Origin of the sequence: Corynebacterium sputi DSM 45148, from assembly GCF_000427865.1 — a bacterium.
GTDB lineage: Bacteria > Actinomycetota > Actinomycetes > Mycobacteriales > Mycobacteriaceae > Corynebacterium > Corynebacterium sputi.
On record NZ_ATYV01000029.1, the window covers coordinates 1 to 17,027 of the forward strand.

Annotated in this window: 17 protein-coding genes; 6 read left to right on the forward strand and 11 right to left on the reverse strand. The window is 61.6% G+C overall.

The features are described from left to right. On the forward strand, nucleotides 1–251 hold a 251-nt coding region (locus tag YWU_RS16835), incomplete at its 5' end, for an integrase core domain-containing protein (RefSeq protein ID WP_156892839.1). Between the two features lie 19 nt (nucleotides 252–270). On the opposite strand, the gene YWU_RS0112505 is transcribed toward YWU_RS16835, so the two are convergent. Further along, on the reverse strand, nucleotides 271–462 hold the full coding sequence (locus YWU_RS0112505) for a hypothetical protein (RefSeq protein ID WP_156892840.1): 192 nt from the start codon (nucleotides 460–462) through the stop codon (nucleotides 271–273). A gap of 230 nt (nucleotides 463–692) precedes the next feature. On the opposite strand from YWU_RS0112505, the gene YWU_RS16840 reads away from it, so the two are divergent. Next, entirely contained in the window at nucleotides 693–1,892 is a 1,200-nt protein-coding gene (locus YWU_RS16840) for an ABC transporter substrate-binding protein (protein ID WP_084142188.1), read from the forward strand. On the opposite strand, the gene YWU_RS0112515 is transcribed toward YWU_RS16840, so the two are convergent. After that, nucleotides 1,877–2,956, reverse strand: coding sequence for a hypothetical protein (locus YWU_RS0112515; RefSeq protein ID WP_027020734.1), 1,080 nt, complete (start codon nucleotides 2,954–2,956; stop codon nucleotides 1,877–1,879). The genes YWU_RS16840 and YWU_RS0112515 overlap by 16 nt on opposite strands. A 101-nt stretch (nucleotides 2,957–3,057) precedes the next feature. On the opposite strand from YWU_RS0112515, the gene YWU_RS0112520 reads away from it, so the two are divergent. After that, nucleotides 3,058–3,603 carry a peptidylprolyl isomerase gene (locus YWU_RS0112520; protein WP_205618341.1) on the forward strand — a complete coding sequence of 182 codons (546 nt, stop codon included), beginning with the start codon at nucleotides 3,058–3,060 and terminating at the stop codon, nucleotides 3,601–3,603. 132 nt (nucleotides 3,604–3,735) lie between these two features. After that, nucleotides 3,736–4,464 (forward strand): rhomboid family intramembrane serine protease, encoded by a 729-nt coding sequence (locus YWU_RS0112525; RefSeq protein ID WP_169718915.1) that lies wholly within the window; start codon nucleotides 3,736–3,738, stop codon nucleotides 4,462–4,464. A 533-nt stretch (nucleotides 4,465–4,997) separates the two neighbouring features. Here the strand turns inward: YWU_RS0112525 and YWU_RS0112530 are convergent. Continuing rightward, complete coding sequence (locus YWU_RS0112530; protein ID WP_027020737.1) at nucleotides 4,998–5,633, reverse strand: MBL fold metallo-hydrolase; 636 nt, start codon at nucleotides 5,631–5,633, stop codon at nucleotides 4,998–5,000. A gap of 54 nt (nucleotides 5,634–5,687) precedes the next feature. Beyond that, nucleotides 5,688–6,821, reverse strand: coding sequence for an S-(hydroxymethyl)mycothiol dehydrogenase (locus YWU_RS0112535; RefSeq protein WP_027020738.1), 1,134 nt, complete (start codon nucleotides 6,819–6,821; stop codon nucleotides 5,688–5,690). A 147-nt stretch (nucleotides 6,822–6,968) separates the two neighbouring features. Here YWU_RS0112535 and YWU_RS16845 point away from each other — a divergent pair, with 147 nt between their 5' ends. Then, nucleotides 6,969–7,739, forward strand: coding sequence for a helix-turn-helix transcriptional regulator (locus YWU_RS16845; RefSeq protein ID WP_051260348.1), 771 nt, complete (start codon nucleotides 6,969–6,971; stop codon nucleotides 7,737–7,739). Between the two features lie 27 nt (nucleotides 7,740–7,766). Here the strand turns inward: YWU_RS16845 and crgA are convergent, their stop codons facing one another. Then, nucleotides 7,767–8,036: a cell division protein CrgA gene (gene crgA / locus YWU_RS0112545; protein ID WP_027020739.1), complete on the reverse strand. Its 270-nt coding sequence runs from the start codon at nucleotides 8,034–8,036 to the stop codon at nucleotides 7,767–7,769. Nucleotides 8,037–8,107: 71 nt separating this feature from the next. Between crgA and YWU_RS0112550 the strand changes: the two genes are divergently transcribed. After that, nucleotides 8,108–8,767 carry an aminodeoxychorismate/anthranilate synthase component II gene (locus YWU_RS0112550; RefSeq protein ID WP_027020740.1) on the forward strand — a complete coding sequence of 220 codons (660 nt, stop codon included), beginning with the start codon at nucleotides 8,108–8,110 and terminating at the stop codon, nucleotides 8,765–8,767. A gap of 12 nt (nucleotides 8,768–8,779) precedes the next feature. Here YWU_RS0112550 and pknB read toward each other — a convergent pair whose 3' ends face one another. From pknB to YWU_RS0112580, 6 genes are all read right to left on the reverse strand, one after another. Then, entirely contained in the window at nucleotides 8,780–10,759 is a 1,980-nt protein-coding gene (gene pknB / locus YWU_RS0112555; RefSeq protein WP_027020741.1) for a Stk1 family PASTA domain-containing Ser/Thr kinase, read from the reverse strand. Nucleotides 10,760–10,820: 61 nt separating this feature from the next. After that, a complete protein-coding gene (locus YWU_RS16850; protein ID WP_051260349.1) occupies nucleotides 10,821–12,206 on the reverse strand; it encodes a serine/threonine-protein kinase in 1,386 nt (461 codons plus the stop codon). 5 nt (nucleotides 12,207–12,211) lie between these two features. Further along, on the reverse strand, nucleotides 12,212–13,651 hold the full coding sequence (locus YWU_RS0112565) for a penicillin-binding transpeptidase domain-containing protein (RefSeq protein WP_027020742.1): 1,440 nt from the start codon (nucleotides 13,649–13,651) through the stop codon (nucleotides 12,212–12,214). Beyond that, the gene (locus tag YWU_RS0112570; protein ID WP_027020743.1) at nucleotides 13,648–15,006 is read right to left on the reverse strand and encodes an FtsW/RodA/SpoVE family cell cycle protein; all 1,359 of its coding nucleotides are present in this window, start codon (nucleotides 15,004–15,006) and stop codon (nucleotides 13,648–13,650) included. Before YWU_RS0112570 ends, YWU_RS0112565 begins: the two co-directional genes overlap by 4 nt. A gap of 2 nt (nucleotides 15,007–15,008) precedes the next feature. Beyond that, nucleotides 15,009–16,463 (reverse strand): PP2C family protein-serine/threonine phosphatase, encoded by a 1,455-nt coding sequence (locus YWU_RS0112575; protein ID WP_027020744.1) that lies wholly within the window; start codon nucleotides 16,461–16,463, stop codon nucleotides 15,009–15,011. Further along, nucleotides 16,460–16,933, reverse strand: a complete 474-nt coding sequence (locus YWU_RS0112580; RefSeq protein ID WP_027020745.1) for an FHA domain-containing protein FhaB/FipA — start codon at nucleotides 16,931–16,933, stop codon at nucleotides 16,460–16,462. Before YWU_RS0112580 ends, YWU_RS0112575 begins: the two co-directional genes overlap by 4 nt. Nucleotides 16,934–17,027: the final 94 nt, after the last annotated feature.

Below are 17,027 nucleotides of genomic sequence, written 5' to 3' on the forward strand. Positions count from 1 at the left end.
AATCGAAGGTGGTGGCCTCAGTCGGTTCCCGAGGTGATTCCTATGACAATGCGATGGCGGAGGCGTTGAATTCGCTGTTCAAGGCCGAGCTGATCGACCGGCGGTCCTGGCCGTCGTTGGCTGATGTTCTGGTGGAGTCCTCGAAGTGGATCGGATGGTACAACAACCGCCGGCTGCACTCATCATTGGATTACCGACCACCGAGGGAAGTCCATCAGGAATGGAAAATACTTCAGGCCCAAGCTGCCTGATCGACAACGAAATGACCCTCTACAAAACCCGGGGCTTGACATGGCCCTCCAGTACCGGAAAGGTGTCATCGCCGGTTGTGAAGTCGGAGGTTCCGTTGACCTGCCAGAGGAGGACGTGGATGGAGTCCTCGCACCGTTCGGGTATCGCCATTGGCGGAATCCAGGCAAACCGATGCGATTGAATGCGCCCGGTGCGGTCCGATGCGGTCATGACGGCGGCCTTTCTCCACTTCACAGGATCGATTCTGAACCTTGCGCGTCGGGTTGTCGCAAAATGTGTAACTTCTGACGAAAAAAGTGTAACTACACAGGTTCGGTTTACCTAATGTGCTGTGGGTGGTTTACCCGGAGGAGAGGTCCCACATCCGAGTCATCGGTGGCGCAACCGCCGTCCCGGTATTCGTACTCAGCAACGGAGCACCGACTCCGGAAAGGAAACCCATGACCGACACCATTCTCAAGCGTCGTCGCGGCTACGGTGCCGTGGCAGCCGCCGCCGCTGCAGCGCTGGCCTTGACCGCCTGCTCCAACACAGACGCAAATAATGCAGATGCTGATGCCAACGGCGGCACCGAGACCGTCGACACCGCCTTGCCTGCCGCAGAGGGAACCACCGAGTACCCGCTGACGCTCACCACCTGGGCAGGAGACAGCGTCTTGGAAGAGCGCCCGGAGCGCACCGCCGTGATCGGCGTGTCCCCGAACTTTGACTACCTCGAGGCTCTCGACGTAGTCCCGACCTACACAATTACCGAAGACACCGACTGGGCATGGCGTGACGCCGCCTGGACCGAGCAGATCGAGACCGTCGACACCGCTACCCGCAGGGACGATGTCAACCTCGAGGGAATCGCCCAGACCGAGCCGGACCTGATCGTCGCGTTCAATTCGATTGACGACGACACCACCTACAACCGCCTCACGGACATTGCTCCAGTCCTGGACTTCGAGCAGAAGGAAGGCGACCAGGGTGACTGGCGCGAAGCTCAGCTCGCCGTTGGCGAGGCACTGGATCTCGCTGAAGCAGCTGAGACCGCCGTCTCCGAGGTGGATGATTACATCGCACAGGTCAAGGCTGACAACCCGCAGTTCGAGGGCAAGTCCGTCGCCATGGCTGTCCAGTACGACAACGGTCTGCAGTTCTACAACCCGACCGGCAGCACCACTGAAGAGATCTTCACCGATATGGGCTTCGCCCCGAATGAAGCCGGTGGGCGGTTCGTCGACGACAATGTCGTCTCCAATGAAAACCTCTCGCTTCTCGACGCCGACGTCCTTATCGTCGTCTACACCGACGCCGCAGCCCGCGACGAGATGGAGAACTCGGACCTGTTCTCCTCACTGAGCGTGGTTGAGGACGGTGGCTACCTCGGACTGATCTCGGACGAGGAGGATGTCTACGCCATGGTCAAGGCTGATGGCACGAAGGTGGAGAACCCCACCTGGGTCTTCCGCCGCGGGGCCAGCACCCTGAGCCTTCCGTGGGCCCTAGACGTTCTATCTGAGCAGTGGTTCTCCGGACTCAACATCTCCGAGGAACCTCAATCCCGCTCTGGCTTAGGCAGCAGAAAACCCGCCCCGGATGATGTCCGGGGCGGGTTTAACTGTGGTGCAGAAGTGTGTGACTACTTGCGGGACTGACCCGGCTTCGGCACGTTCGGCTTCGGCGCTGCTGCCTTGGCCTGCTCCTTCTTCTCCTCTGCGGCCTCAGCCTTCTCCTCAGCCTTTGCCTCGTCGTCGAGGGCCTCTTCGACCTCGTCGACGGCTGTGGCGATGTCCTCGACCTTGTCTGCGGCGACCACGTCGTCGACAGCGTCGTCAACCTCGTCGGCAGCCTTCTTCTCCTCGGCGGTCAAGTCGGCCTCCTTCGGCGGCTTCGGCGGGTTCGGGGTGCCATTGCCGGTGGTGGTTGCAGGTGCCTGCTGGACCGGCAGGTCGTTGGAGTTGCTGCGGAGCTTCCACACAACAACACCGACGATGACGGCGACGAGAGCGAACAGCAGGGTTCCGCTGGCCAGACGACCGGACTTCTGGTCCTCGACGGCGGCGACAGCCTGCTCGGTGCCCGGGAAGCCCTTTTCGATCTTCTTGGCGCGCTTGGTTGCCTGCTTGGCTGCCTTCTCGCTGAACTTACGAACCTGCTTGTCGGACTTTTCGACCTTCTTGGCGAACTTGTCGGTCTTCTTCTCCGCAGCCTTGCCGATCTTGTCGGCCTTCTTCTCTGCCTTGGAGAGCTTCTTCTCGACCTTCGACTTCTTCTTCATGGCCTCGTCGACGGCGCGGTTCTGTGCTTCGCCAGCTTTCTCAGCTGCGAGCTCTTCGAACTCAGAAGCCTTCTCGATGGCCTGCTCGCGCAGATCGCCGGCCTTCTCGACGGCCTGCTCGCGGAAATCGGATGCCTTCTCACGGAAGTCACCGAAACCGGAGATAGCGCGCTCCTTGAAGTCCTCGAAGCTCTCCTTGGCCTGCTCGGAGGCGTCAGACGCAACGTCCTTAGCCTGAGCGGTCACGTCGGAAGCGAGGTCCTCAGCCTGAGCTGCGCCCTTCTTGGCGGACTTCTCTGCCTTCTTGGCGCGCTTCTTGGCCTCCTTCTTCGCGTCCTCGATGCTGTCGTGAAGGTCCGCAGCCTTCTTGTCCTTGTAATCGGTGTACGCGGTGAGTGCGGACTGGGCGCCCTTGAGCGCGAGATTTGCTGTCGTGTTCACTTCGGATCTTCTCCTCGAACGTTCGTGGATCTATGCCCTACATATATAGGCTATGTGTTTTTTGATGTGTTCGTTGTAGAAGTTTCGGGATCGTCGGTAACGTGGGTGGAGTGACTATCAAGACTGCTACCGCGACCGTGCACACGAACTACGGTGACATCGTCATCGAATTGTTCGGCAACCACGCCCCGAACACCGTCGACAACTTCGTCGGCCTGGCCGAGGGCACCAAGGAGTACTCCACGGAAAACGCTTCCGGCACTACTGAGGGCCCTTTCTACGACAACGCGATCTTCCACCGCATCATCTCCGGCTTCATGATCCAGGGCGGCGACCCGCAGGGTGTTGGCACCGGCGGACCGGGCTACACCTTCGACGATGAGATCCACCCGGAGCTCCAGTTCGACCGCCCGTACCTGCTGGCCATGGCCAACGCGGGCAAGGTCGCCGGACGTGGCACCAACGGCTCCCAGTTCTTCATCACCACCGTTGCGACCCCGCACCTCAACGGAAACCACACCATCTTCGGTGAGGTCGTTGGCGATGAGTCAAAGAAGGTCGTTGACACCATCGGCAAGGTGTCCACCGATCACTTCGATCGTCCGAAGGAGCCGGTCGTCGTCACCGGCATTGACATCGAGAAGTAAGCCCTCCCACCGCCCGGGATCTTCATCCTTTGGGCGGCACCACACCCATCTCTAGGCACCACACCCCGAATGGGGTTGGCCCGGAGGTGGGTGTCGTCGTTTCTGCGGTCGCCCGGTCGGTACCGTCAGACCATGTCGGACAGCAGCTTGAGTCAGCCGGTACCTCGTTCACCCAAGGGCCAACCGGGGTTCTTCCGCCGGCAATTAGCTGGTGCGCCGGTCACCGCGGGCATTCTGGTGCTCTGCACCGCTGTGTACCTGCTGACCGCTGCTCTCTCTGGGTCCTTCATGGATAATCTCCGCGCCCCAGATGTCATGCGCTTCACCCTTTACGGCGACGGAATCGCGCACTTTGGCTTCCCAGCGTGGACCGTCGTGACCGGGCCACTCCTGCATTCAGGGCCCGTTCACTTGATGTCGAACATGCTGTTGGTGTTTCTGGCTGCTCCGCAGGTGGAGCGGGACTGGGGATCGGTGCGCTACCTGCTCATGGTGTCCATTTGCGCGCTGGCGTCCTCCGCCGCTGTGCTGACCTGGTCTCCTGATTTGCCGACAGTCGGTTTCTCCGGCGCGGTCCTGGGCATATGGATGGTCCTCGGCGCACAGTTCTATTTGATCGACCCGAAGTTGGTGCGCGGCATCCTCGTCTTTGTGGTCGTCACTCTCGCGATGCCGTTCTACGTCGGCGGCATCTCCTGGTCTGCTCACCTCGGCGGGATGCTTGCAGGTTTCGCCATTGCGGTGGGTTGGTACATCGCTTCCCGACGTTCAGTTGGCACCACCCGCGACCGCGCCCTCTACGCAGTCCTTGCAGTAGTTGGGGCGGCGGTTCTCGCGTGGCTCGCGCTCGCGGCCTCCTAAGATCCGACTTTCCACCAGTCAGTGGAAAACGGTTGTCCGCAGATGTGGACAACTGGAGACTATCTGTCCACTGTTCGTCCACCGACTGTCCACAGGTTTTCCACTGCAGCAGGGATTTCTCCACAGGTGTGGTTTATCCACATAGTTATCCCCGACTGTTGATAATGCCAATCTTGTAATTTCCGATTGCCTGTGCGAAAAGTTCCTGAATTGTCAACGTGCAGCGGTGATGTTGGCTCCAAAACTGCATTGTGGAGGTTGTGCACAGGCTTATCCACAGACTGTTGATAATGTGGAAAGTCGGAAACGAGGCTCTAGATGCCGGGTTATCCACAGAGTGGGGATGGTGGAGATCCACTGTCAGGTTGAGTTTTCCCCGGTTTGTCAACAATTACGCCGATGTAATCCCCACAAATGTGGATAACTTTTCGGGGTGTGGGTTGAGGTACGAGGACGTCGGGAAGCACATCTTTAACCCAGGCATGCGAAAACCCCGGTGCCACAGGCAACCGGGGTTCAGTACGGACGCAGGCTTAGTGACCGCGGGCGATCCATTCGTCGAGGTGCGGCGCCTCATCACCAATAGTCGTGGAGTCACCATGACCGGTGTAGACGACCGTCTGACCCGGCAGCGGCAGCAGCTTCTCCCGGATCGACTCGATGATGGTGTCGAAGCTGCTGAACGAACGACCGGTGGCGCCGGGGCCGCCGTTGAACAGAGTGTCACCGCTGATGAGAACGTCAATCGACGGGATGTAGAGGCAGCAGCAACCCGGGGAGTGGCCGGGGGTGTGCAGAACCTTGATCTCTGCGCCGTCGATCTCGAAGACCTGACCGTCCGAGAGATCCTCGTGGTCGACCTCCGGGTGCGTCTTGTCCCACAGCACCTGGTCCTCCGGATGCACGTACACGGGCGCTCCGTACGAGGCCAGCAGCTCCGGGACGACGGTGATGTGATCGTTGTGGGCATGGGTGCAGATGACACCAAGGACGGTGCGGTCGCCCACAGCATCCATGATCGGCTCGGCCTGGTGGGCCGCGTCGATGATGAACACCTCGTCATCGTTGCCGATGACATAGTTGTTGTTCTCTACCTCCCACTCACCACCGTCCAGGGCGAACATGCCCTCGGTGACGACCTTCTCCACGCGCAGTGATGATGTGCTCATGTTCGGAGCTCCTGTTTCTTTGTTGGTTTCCGTGGATCCTGTTTACCAGGGCGCTCAGCCGACAGATGCAGGGAACTCCACGACGGACCGCAGAACCTCACCCTGCTTCATCTTCGCGAAGGCGCTCTCGACGGCCTCAACACCGATGCGCTCGTCGACGAACTCGCCGAGCGGGAAACGGCCCTGCAGGAACAAGTCTGTGTACATGGGGAAGTCGCGCTCCGGCAGACAGTCGCCGTACCAGGAGCTCTTCACCGCACCACCGCGGGCGAAGATGTCCAGGAACGGAAGGTCCAGGCGCATCTCCGGGGTCGGCACGCCGACCAGGACAACTCGGCCGGCCAGATCACGGATGTAGAAAGCCTGAGTGAAGGTCGCCGGCAGGCCGACGGCGTCGACCACCACGTCTGCACCGACGCCACCGAGAACCTCGTGGACAGCCTTCACGATCGGCATGTCCTCACCCTGTGCGTCCGGATTGGCCTCCAGGGAGCCCGGGTTGATGGTGTGGGTCGCGCCGAATTCCTTGGCGCGCTCAAGCTTCCGGTCATCCAGATCGATAGCGATGATGGTGCTGGCACCGGCCAGTTCCGCGCCGGCGACGGCAGCCATACCCACGCCACCACAACCGATCACTGCCACGGTCTCACCGCGCTTGATCTCGCCGGTGTTCACCGCAGCGCCCAGGCCAGCCATGACACCACAGCCGAGCAGCCCGACGGCCGCCGGATCGGCAGAGGGATCAACCTTGGTGCACTGGCCCTCATGGACCAGAGTCTTCTCAGCGAAGGCGCCAATGCCGAGGGCAGCCTCGAGCTCCGTGCCGTCCGCGAGGGTCATCGGCTGCGAGGCGTTGTGAGTATTGAAGCAGTACTTCAGGTCTCCCTTGCGGCAGGCACGGCAGTCGCCGCAGACCGCACGCCAGTTGAGGACCACGAAGTCACCGGGCTGCACATGCGTGACGTTGTCACCGACGGTCTCCACGATGCCCGCGGCCTCGTGTCCGAGCAGGTACGGGTAGTTGTCGCCGATGCCCCCGTCTCGATAGGCCAGGTCGGTGTGGCATACGCCGCAGGCCTGGACAGCGACGATGACGTCGTTGGCGCCTGGGTCCGGCAGGACGACGTCGACAAGCTCGACCTCTGCGTCCTTAGCCCGAGCGATGACTCCCTTGACGGTGGTGGGCATGAAAACTCCTTGTGACTGTGATCTTCCCGGCGGCGCTGGGGCCGCGCGGGCGGGATGTGCTGTACGTCTTCGACCCTATGAGCAATTCCCAGGAGATAGCACTACCGACCCGGGCAGTTCTCCTACCTGAACAGGTAGGGTCAGACCATGGATCTGCACAGTTCCGAATCACCAGTCATCTTGCTACAGTCAGCACTGGCGGTGTTGCGCTCGCGGGATTTGTCAGACCGCGCCACCCGGGTAGAGGCTGAGCGCATCATCTCCGATGGGCTGCTGCATCTGACCTCCGACGCCCGTCGGCACCGGGCAGGCACCGACGATGGCGGGGTCGAACCGGTCGCCTCAGCGTTCGCGGCGCTTGGCGATGAACTCAAAACACTGGCTCGGCATAACGTTCTGGCGTTCGACCTCGTGCCCCCGCCGACCGGTGGCCGAGCACTGCCAGGGCCGGTTGCCTCGGCGGCGCGAGACATCGTGCGGATGCTGGTGCTGATCAGTATCGAATCCGGGCATGTAGACCGCGTCCGAATCGTGTGGGACTGCGACGGCACGAGTCTGCTCATGGAGTTCCGAGACAACGGTCCAGGCAAGAGGTCGCGCTCGGACGACACTTACCGCCGAGTAGCGGAGAAAGTTGAAGGCGTTGGCGGCAGTTGGTCGATGGACTCCGCCGAAGGCTGGGGCTCCCTCTTCAAGTTTGAACTTCCACTGGAAGACAACACCCAAACTCCTCAGGCACCCGGCGAACTGACCGACATGCAACAGAAGGTGCTGGCGCTGCTGGCAGACGGACTGACAAACCCCGAGATCGGATCCCGCCTGCACTTGAGCGTGAACACAGTGAAGTACCACGTCAGCCAGTTGATGAAAAAATACGGCGCCACCCGCCGCACGGAACTTGCCGTGCTGGCGCGGTGACGCCGTAAGAGGATCGTCGGCTGGGGGTTATTTCCAGCCCATTGTCATTAACAGTCCGACCACGAACAGCCCGAATCCGATCAGGTAGTTCCACGCGGACAGGCTCACCATGAAGGGGATGTAGCCGCCGGCGATGTAGAAGACGACCAGCCAGACCACGCCGATCAGCATCAGGCCGAACATGATGGCCTTGTACCAGGTCGGCGTAGACGTGGAATTGATCTTCACCGGGGTGCGGCTGACGGCCCCCGAACCGGACGAACCTTCTGATCCGCGTTCGACTCGTGCCTTGGGCATCTGTCTGCCTCCGTCGCTTCTGAAGTGGTTGAGTGGGTTCCGCGACTAATCTACCAGTAAGATTCTCCGATATGCGGATCCTCGTCGTCGATAACTATGACAGCTTCGTCTTCAATCTGGTCCAGTATCTGGGACAGCTTGGTGAAGAGACGACAGTCTGGCGCAATGACGCGCCGGAACTCGACGATCCCTCGGCAGCTGTTGAGGATTTCGATGCCATTTTGATCTCGCCCGGCCCGGGTGAGCCCAAGAGTGCTGGCCAGTCGATGGCTGTGATTGAGGCAGCAGCGCAGAAGCGCATCCCGCTCTTTGGTGTGTGCCTTGGTCACCAGGCAATCGGTGAAGTCTTCGGTGCGTCCGTCGTTCGTGCTGATGAGCTGCTCCACGGCAAGACTTCTCCGGTGATCCATGACGGCACGGGTGTCCTGAGGGACTTGCCTTCGCCGTTCATCGCCACGCGATACCACTCCCTGACGGTCGCGGAAGAAACGCTTCCCGACGTCCTGGTCCCCACCGGCCACACCGCATCCGGCATGCTCATGTCGATGCGCCATCGGGATCTTCCGATCCATAGTGTCCAGTACCACCCGGAATCAGTGCTGACTCAGTACGGTCATCGGATGTTGGCCAACTGGCTGACCCTTGCTGGCGGGTCCTACTCGGAAGCTGTGCTCACTCGCCTGGAGGATCAACAGGCGGGCTACCAGGCCGCGTTCGTCGCAGCCCGGTAGCGAGCCTCGGATCTACAGACCGAAGCGGTAGACCTCGACGGTCACCGTTCCGTTTCGGGACACCGCAGAGCCGGAGCTTGGCGACTGTCCGGCGACCTCTCCGACCTGCAACAGGTCGGTGGTGTTGACCGGCTGCTCATTGACCGAACCGGTGAATCCGTCGTCGCGGAGGCGGTCGCCAACTTCAGTGGCATCCATTCCGATGACGCTCGGCATGCGCATCTGATTGCCGCGGGAGACCTCGATCTCGACGGTCGATCCGACCGGCATGGTCGATCCGGATCCCTGAGTCGTGATGACCCGACCGGAGGGCTCCACCCCGTCTACGTCGATGACCTGGACCTCGAAGCCTGCGGACCCCAGGGTATTGCGAGCATCCTCGACGGTCAGTCCGGTCACGTCCGGGACCTGGCGGTTCGCCGATCCTGATGATGCAGTCAACTGTACCGTCGTACCGAGCGACACACGATCGCCGGCAGCGGGATTCTGTTCGACGATGTCTCCTTCGGCGATGTCCTCCGAGGTGACTTCATTCATCACTGGATCAACCACGAAGCCAGCTGCGAGCAGGGTGTCCCGGGCGTCGGCTGCCGGAATTCCACGCACATCTGGCAGGTCGACGATTTCTGGTCCGCTAGACAGCAGCAGCGTCACCGTCGAGCTGGTCAGAGCTGAGGTGCCCGGACCTGGGTCCGTCGTGACTGCGAGTCCCTCGGGGACATCAGGATCCGGGGTCTCTCCGAGCTGGACGTTGAAGCCGGAATCTTCCAGGACTTGCGTCGCCTGATCCTCTTCCATTCCGGCGACTTCCGGCACCGTGGTGGTCGAAGATCCGATCTGGAATCCGTTGCCATTGCCAGAAAGCATCAGTGCGCCGCCGGCACCACCGAGCAGTGCCACGATCGCCAGCAATGCGACGATCGGCCAGATCCGCCTGCGCTTTGCTGGCTGCCCGGAATCATTCCGGTCGAGATCCTGGTTGCCTGATGCGCCGGCCGAAGGACCGTTTTCTGCGCCACCTGCCATTGCCGCGGCGCCGGCAGCACCTGCTGCGGCACCGGCCTGCGGGATGAACTCTGTGGTGTTTGCGTCATTGTCGCCCTGCGGCGGAATGTGGTTCGCCGCGGCCAACGGCACCTGGCCCTGCTGCAGTCGACGAAGATCTTTCGCCATATCGTCGGCGGTGTCGTACCGCTCTGCAGGGTCCTTGGCCATGGCAGTGAGCACGACCGAATCCACAGCGGTAGATTCCGCTGCCCCGAGCTCCGGAATATGTGCGGACGGCGAGTCCGGCATGTCCTGGACATGCTGGTACGCGACAGACAAGGGAGTCTCGCCAATGAAGGGCGGCTCACCGGTGACGCATTCGTACAGGACACAACCGACCGCATACGTGTCAGAGCGACCATCGGCGGGTTTGCCGCGGGCCTGCTCTGGAGACAGGTACTGCGCCGTGCCGATGACTGCAGCGGTCTGAGTCATCGATGTGGTGTCACCGAGGGCGCGGGCGATACCGAAGTCCATGACCTTCACGTCACCGGTGGTGGTGATCATGATGTTGGCCGGTTTGATGTCGCGGTGAATGATTCCCGCCCGGTGCGAGAAGTTCAGAGCGTCACAGACCGGGGCGAGGATGCCCGCAGCTCTGTTCGGATCGATGGTGCCCTCGCGCCGAAGGATGTCGCGAAGAGTCTCGCCGCGCACCAGTTCCATCACGATGTACGGAACGGTTCCCATTCCGGTGTCGGTCTCGCCGGTGTCGAACACCGCCACGATCGACGAATGGTTCAGTTTGGCTGCGTTCTGGGCCTCGCGGCGGAACCGCTCTACGAATGCGTCGTCTCTAGCGAGATCGACTCGCATCATCTTGATTGCCACATCGCGGCCGAGAAGTGTGTCGGTTGCGGTGTAGACATCGGCCATTCCTCCGTAACCGATGACGTCGCCGAGCTCGTATCGGCCGCCGAGAAGCTGTCCGTAGTTGATACTCATCCTGGCACCTCCTCCTTGGATCGATGGGCTGGCTGGTAGTCACCGGTCATGGTCTGGGTCCTCACGGCACAGTTCCTTCCGTGAGACCCGCAATGTCTGGCACCGAATCCGGCAATTGAACCGGAACGGACTCTAAGGATGTATCGATGAACTGCTGCAGATAGTTTCCGGTCTGTTGCAGAAGGGGCTGGATTCCCTGCCAACGCAAGGTGTTCCAGGCCTGCTGAAGTCCGTCGAAGAACCCCATATTCTGCGCCAACGCGACCAACACGATGAACGCGATGATGAAAAGCAACATCAGAAACAGGGTGGTCTTCACCAGGGTGGACAAGCAGCCACCGCGGGCTTTTCGCCTCGGGGCCTTCTGCCGCGCAGGAGCCTTCTGTGGTTGCTGCACCGGCGGCGGGACCTGAACCGGGCGTTGCCCAGTGCCCTGAACTGGGCGCTGACCCGTAGCCTGGACCGGCCGCTGGCCAGTAGCCGGCATGGGCCGCGGTGGCACCCGAGTCATGGCACCGAGTTCCTGGGTCGCCGGATTCGCGGCGTTGGATTGCATGTGCACCGACGGCCGGGCACCGACTGGCTGCGGCGGGCGCCTGCCAGATCGGACTTCGCGAACAGCCAGCGCGAGTTCCCGGCCGTCCGCGTAGCGTCGCGCCGGGTCCTTCCGCAGCATGATTCCGACTAACTCGCGCACATGTGGGTGAACCGTCGGAGGCAGTGCCGGAGGAGCATCGTTGATGTGAGCCAAGGCCACGGCCACGGAAGAGTCCCCAGTGAACGGACGCTGACCCGCGAGCATCTCGTACGCGACACAGCCAAGTGAATACACGTCCGAAGACGGCTCGACGTTTTCTCCACGAGCCTGCTCCGGGGACACATACTGCGCCGTGCCCACGACCATGCCGGTCCGAGTCAGGGCGGTGTCTTCGGCGGCTTTCGCGATACCGAAGTCGGTGATCTTCACCAGGCCTTCAGGGGTCACCAGAATATTGCCTGGCTTGATGTCCCTGTGAACCAATCCCGCGGCATGGATGGCGGATAGACCGTGGGCCGCCTGCTCCAAAACGTCGATGGACAGGTGTTCTGGGATGGTGCCGAGGCGGGTGAGAACCTGGGCCACCGACTCTCCGCGGATGTACTCCATGATGATGAGACATCCGACGGAGGACTCGCGGTGGTCCATCAGTCGCACGGTGTTTGGGCTCTTCACCGAATGAGCTGCCACTGCTTCATTGCGGAAGCGCTGGCGGTACTCGCGGTCCTGCGAGTACTCCTGCTTCAGTGTCTTGATGGCGACCGGGCCGCCATTGCGGACATCTTCGGCCAACCAGACGGTAGCCATGCCGCCGCGTCCGAGAAGACTTCGGATGCGGTAGCGGTCGAGCGGAATCATCGCCTGGACAGCCTGGGCCTCCTCATTGAGGTGACTCGGTTGAGCGGACATAGGGATCACCGCTCAGCCTGTTCGACAGCTCGGATGACCGCCTCACCCACGGGCCTTGCAACGGTGGCACCAGTGGCGCCGCTACCCATGTTTCCGCCGTTTTCCACGACGACTGCGACAGCGACATCTGAATCCGGGGCGAACCCGATCCACCACACGTGCGGGGCGTACTCGCCGCGGACCTCACCGTGCTCGGCAGTACCGGTCTTGGAGGCGATCCAGTTGGAGTCGCCACCGGATTGAGACTGCGACTGACGCATCAGGTCGGTCATGATTTCGGAGGTGTCCGGGTGGATGGCCTCACCAAGCGCGTTGGGTTGGATGTCCTGCAGGGTCGACAGGTCCTGTCCCTGGACACTCCTGACCAATTGCGGCTCCATCATGACGCCGCCATTGGCGATCGCCGCAGCGATTAGAGCGTTCTGCATGGTGGTGAAGGAGACGTCGCGCTGACCGATGGCGGTCTGGCCAAGGGCAGCGTCATCGGGGATATCACCGATGGTCGACGGGTCCTGCGGAACGCCGAGTCCGTCGAAGGTCTCCCCGACGTGGAAACGATCAGCTACCTCGCGCAGGGGATCTGCACCGGTATCAATGGCGAGCTCGACGAAGGCGGTGTTGCAAGATCGGGCGAAGGCCTCACGCAGCGGCACATCGCCACCACCTGCGCAGGCGTTGCCGCCGTAGTTCTCCAACGTGGTGTTGGTTCCTGGCAGGGTGATGTTCGCAGCGCCAGTGACCTGAGTGTCCGGGGTGGCGCCGTTTTCCAGTGCCGCGATTGTCGTCAGCACCTTGAAGGTAGAGCCCGGAGGCAGCGGATGCTGGGCGCCACGGTTCGTCAGCGGCAGGTCCGGGTCAGAGATGTACTGCGCCCAAGCTCCCTCGTCACCGGCGGCGATGGCAGTCGGATCGTAGGTGGGGGTCGATGCCATCGCGAGGACCTCGCCAGTGGACGGCCGCAGTGCGACGACCGAACCGGAGTATCCATTGCTGGACAGCTCGTTGAACGCCGTCATCTGAGCCTCCGGGATGGCGGCCAGTTCGATGTTCGCTCCAGCGGATTCATTGCCGGTGATCAGGTCGATCGCACGAGAGGTGAACAGTGACGGGTCAGATCCGTTGAGGATCGAGTTCCGGGACTGCTCCAGTCCGGCGGAGCCATACACGTCAGAGAGGTACCCGGTGATCGGGGCCCAGGCCTCTGCGTTCGGGCCGTAGACACGGTCGTAGTAGCCGTCCTCGCCCTGCTCGGAGGATGCGAGGATCTCGCCTCCTGCCGTGATCTGGCCACGGGGGGTGGACTTCTCCTCCAGGAATTGCCTGGAGTTGAGCGGGTTCTGTGCGTACCGCTCCTGCTGGAACCCTTGGATCCAGGTGAGGTTGATGAGCAACGCCAGGATGAGGATGAAGACGAAGGTCACCGTATGTCGGATGCCGCGGTTCACTTGTTCACCTCTTTCCTCATGGATTCATCAATGATCTGGTCTGTCCCCTGGGGTGCACCGTCCCACGGTTGTGAGGCGGAGTCGGAGATCCTCAGCAGGATCGCGATGAGGATGTAACTCGCCATCAGAGATGAACCACCGGCAGACATGAACGGAGTCGTCAGACCCGTCATCGGCAGCAGCTTCGAGATGCCGCCGACGACGACGAACAACTGGATCGCCAGGGTTAGCGACAGTCCGGCAGCTAGAAGCTTGCCGAAGGAATCACGGACCTTCATCGCTGCGGTCATGCCGCAGGTGATGATGATGGCGAACAGAAGGATGATCGCGGCCAGGCCGGCGAATCCGAGTTCCTCACCGAAGGAGGCGAGGATGAAGTCGGAGTGAGCGACAGGGACGTTCTCCGGGTATCCGTTACCCAGACCGGTGCCGGTGATGCCGCCCCAGCTCATTCCGAACAATGCTTGCGAGAGCTGGTATCCGCCGGAATCGTAGTGGGCCAGCGGATCGACAAAGTTCTCCACTCGTGTCTGGATCTTTGCGGAGATTTGGTACACAGCCACGCAACCGACGGCCATTAGGCCGAAGCCAATGACCAGCCAGGAGGCTCGGCCAGTGGTGATGTAGAGCATTCCCAGGACCGTGCAAAAGAGCACCAGTGCCGGACCGAAGTCATTCTGAAGGGCGATGATCAGCATGACCACACCCCAGACAGCGAGGATTGGCCCAAGGTCCCTCAGCCGAGGGAAGTCCAAACCGAGGAAACGCTTTCCCGCGACGTTGAACAGCGAGCGCTTGTTCACCAAAAGCTGCGCGATGAAGATCAGCAGCAGGATCTTGGCGAACTCGCCGGGCTGCACGGTGAACGGGCCGATCTGAATCCAGATGTCCGCGTCCGCGTTGATTCCTGAGCGCCAGAACAGCGGCATAGCCTGTAGTAGCAGACCGATAATGCCAAGGATGTAGGCGTACTTGCTCAGCGACCGGTGATCGCGCAGGAGCACCATGACAGCAACGAAAATCGCGACACTGAGCATGGTCCACAGCACCTGGTTACGCACCAGGTTCTGGTCCTGCGCCAGATCCAGGCGGTAGATCATCACTAGACCGAGGCCGTTGAGCGCCGCGACAACAGGAAGAATTACCTGGTCAGCGTGCTTGGCGACCATGGATAGCGTCAGGTGTGCGACGCCAAAGACAAGGATGAATCCACCGAGGATCCAGAAGATGTCGGACGTGGCTTCATATCCCTGGCCCAGTTCCATCGACACTAGTGCGACGACGGTGAGGACCCCGGCCAGGACCAGGAGCCACAGTTCCTTCTTTCGGAGTGTGGGTGCTGGAATCGTCGGCATACTCATCGTGCAGTCACCTCCCGGCAGTTGATCCCCGGCTCAGAACCGGGGCTATTGGTGACCGCGGAGCCGGCGTCATCGCCGTTCTCCGCGCCACCTTCTTCTCCCTCCGGCTCTTCAGCCGACGGGGTGGAATGCTCCACGGTCAGGCAGACCGGAAGAGTCTGGTCGTCCAGACGAGTGATTTGGTCCGTGATCTCGTCCAAGGAACCGGTAGGAAGTCCGGACTGAACCATGGAACGGCCGACCTGGTTCAGGTCGGTCATTCGCATCAGATGGCAGGTTGCCTGGTCCGGATTGAGATCGGCGTCTGCCAATTGTGCTCCGCCTCCGTGATCGAGACAGATGTATCGGTCATGCGAATTGACCGACAGACCGAGGATCGATCCGGGGACTCCGCTGCGGACCTCAAGGAGCTCCACCTCATCGTCAGACTGACCGTTAGTGTCTTCGTCGCTCGACGCGGCAGCCTCGTACGTTACGTAATACGACGAGGAAATCTGCTGGTAGGCGAAAACGCCCAGTGCGGACACTAGGGCGAGAGCGAGGAGGGAAGCGGCGATGACAATCCATCGGCTTTTTCCCTGGGATTTTTTCTCTGGTGTGGCAGTAACTGCGCGGCTCTGTTCAGCCGGAGGTCGCATCGCGGCGGCACGTCCTGCGGACGTGTCTGGACGCGGGCCCTCCGCTGTGGGATCACCCAGTGCACCAGCCAAAGAGGGCCTCGACGGGGTGGGTGCCGAAGCATCCACGACATCTGCCACGACGATGGTGACGTTGTCGGGCCCGCCGGAGCGAAGCGCGAGGGAGACGAGCTTGTCTGCGGCCTCCCGTGGGGTGCCTTCGGCAAGCACCTCCTCAATGGTGTCGCGGCTGACCGGGTCGGACAGCCCGTCCGAGCAGATCAGATACCGATCGCCTTGGCGGACGTCGCGGTACTTAAGCGTGGGCTCGACCGGACGGCCGGTCAGGGCCTTCAAGATCAGTGAACGCTGCGGGTGGACGCTTGCCTCATCAGCGGTGATCCGACCTTCGTCCACCAGCGACTGCACGTACGTGTCGTCCCTCGTGATCTGCGTCAGCGTGCCATCGCGCAGGAGGTAACCCCGAGAGTCGCCGACGTGGCACAGTCCGACGCGGGAATCGTCGAAAAGCAACGCGGTGAGCGTGGTTCCCATGCCTTCGGTGACGGGGTTCGCCTCTACCTCCTCGGCGATGCTGGCATTGCCTTCGTACATCGCATTGCGGAGGTCTTCTAGGAGGTCAGCCCCCTGAGCGTCATTGTCGAGCTTCGACAAAGCCGCGATCATCAGCTGCGAAGCAACCTCACCTGCAGCGTGGCCGCCCATGCCGTCGGCCACCGCCAGCAGACTCGGTCCCGCGTAGGCGGAATCCTCGTTGTTCTGACGTACCAGGCCGCGATCTGAGGCGGTGACGTAGTTAAGTGCGTATGTCACGGCTGCAACCTCAACGTCGTTCGTCCGATCCGAATCTCCATGCCAGGCTCCAACTTCTCCGGAGCATCAACACGCTGTCCGTTCAGGTACGTGCCGTTGCGCGAATCCAGATCCTCCAAGAACCATTCCCCATCGCGCGAAATGAGGCGGGCGTGGTGGGAGGATGCGTAATCGTCGTTAAGCACGAACGCAGAGTCATCGGCGCGGCCGATGGAGATCTCCCGCTGGTTGTTCAGGTTCATGCGCGAACCAGCCAATGGGCCGGCCGTGACCAGCAGCTGCTGGGGAACCTGGGCGCGGTGGAAGGGGCGTCCACGGCCCCCGCCGCCCGCCGGAGCAGCCGACCGAACTGGCCGGAGCCCGGACACCGCATTGGTGTCCGCACGCAGCGCCCGCATGGTCATCCAGATGAAGAACCACAGCAGAACCAGCATCGCGATGCGCGACAGCAGGAAGACAATCGCCTCCACGTCCCTACCTCCTTGTTAATGCACTTTCCCGTTAATGCACTTGTCTCCGGACCACGGAAAGTCCGTGATCCGGGGTTGAAACTGGTGCGAAAAT

Bases quoted from the DNA above. Each gene is read 5' to 3' on its own strand.
- YWU_RS0112505 (WP_156892840.1), bottom strand. From the start codon at position 462: ATGACCGCATCGGACCGCACCGGGCGCATTCAATCGCATCGGTTTGCC.
- YWU_RS16840 (WP_084142188.1), top strand. From the start codon at position 693: ATGACCGACACCATTCTCAAGCGTCGTCGCGGCTACGGTGCCGTGGCA.
- YWU_RS0112525 (WP_169718915.1), top strand. From the start codon at position 3,736: ATGTCGGACAGCAGCTTGAGTCAGCCGGTACCTCGTTCACCCAAGGGC.
- YWU_RS0112530 (WP_027020737.1), bottom strand. From the start codon at position 5,633: ATGAGCACATCATCACTGCGCGTGGAGAAGGTCGTCACCGAGGGCATG.
- YWU_RS0112535 (WP_027020738.1), bottom strand. From the start codon at position 6,821: ATGCCCACCACCGTCAAGGGAGTCATCGCTCGGGCTAAGGACGCAGAG.
- YWU_RS16845 (WP_051260348.1), top strand. From the start codon at position 6,969: ATGGATCTGCACAGTTCCGAATCACCAGTCATCTTGCTACAGTCAGCA.
- crgA (WP_027020739.1), bottom strand. From the start codon at position 8,036: ATGCCCAAGGCACGAGTCGAACGCGGATCAGAAGGTTCGTCCGGTTCG.
- YWU_RS0112550 (WP_027020740.1), top strand. From the start codon at position 8,108: ATGCGGATCCTCGTCGTCGATAACTATGACAGCTTCGTCTTCAATCTG.
- pknB (WP_027020741.1), bottom strand. From the start codon at position 10,759: ATGAGTATCAACTACGGACAGCTTCTCGGCGGCCGATACGAGCTCGGC.
- YWU_RS16850 (WP_051260349.1), bottom strand. From the start codon at position 12,206: ATGTCCGCTCAACCGAGTCACCTCAATGAGGAGGCCCAGGCTGTCCAG.
- YWU_RS0112570 (WP_027020743.1), bottom strand. From the start codon at position 15,006: ATGCCGACGATTCCAGCACCCACACTCCGAAAGAAGGAACTGTGGCTC.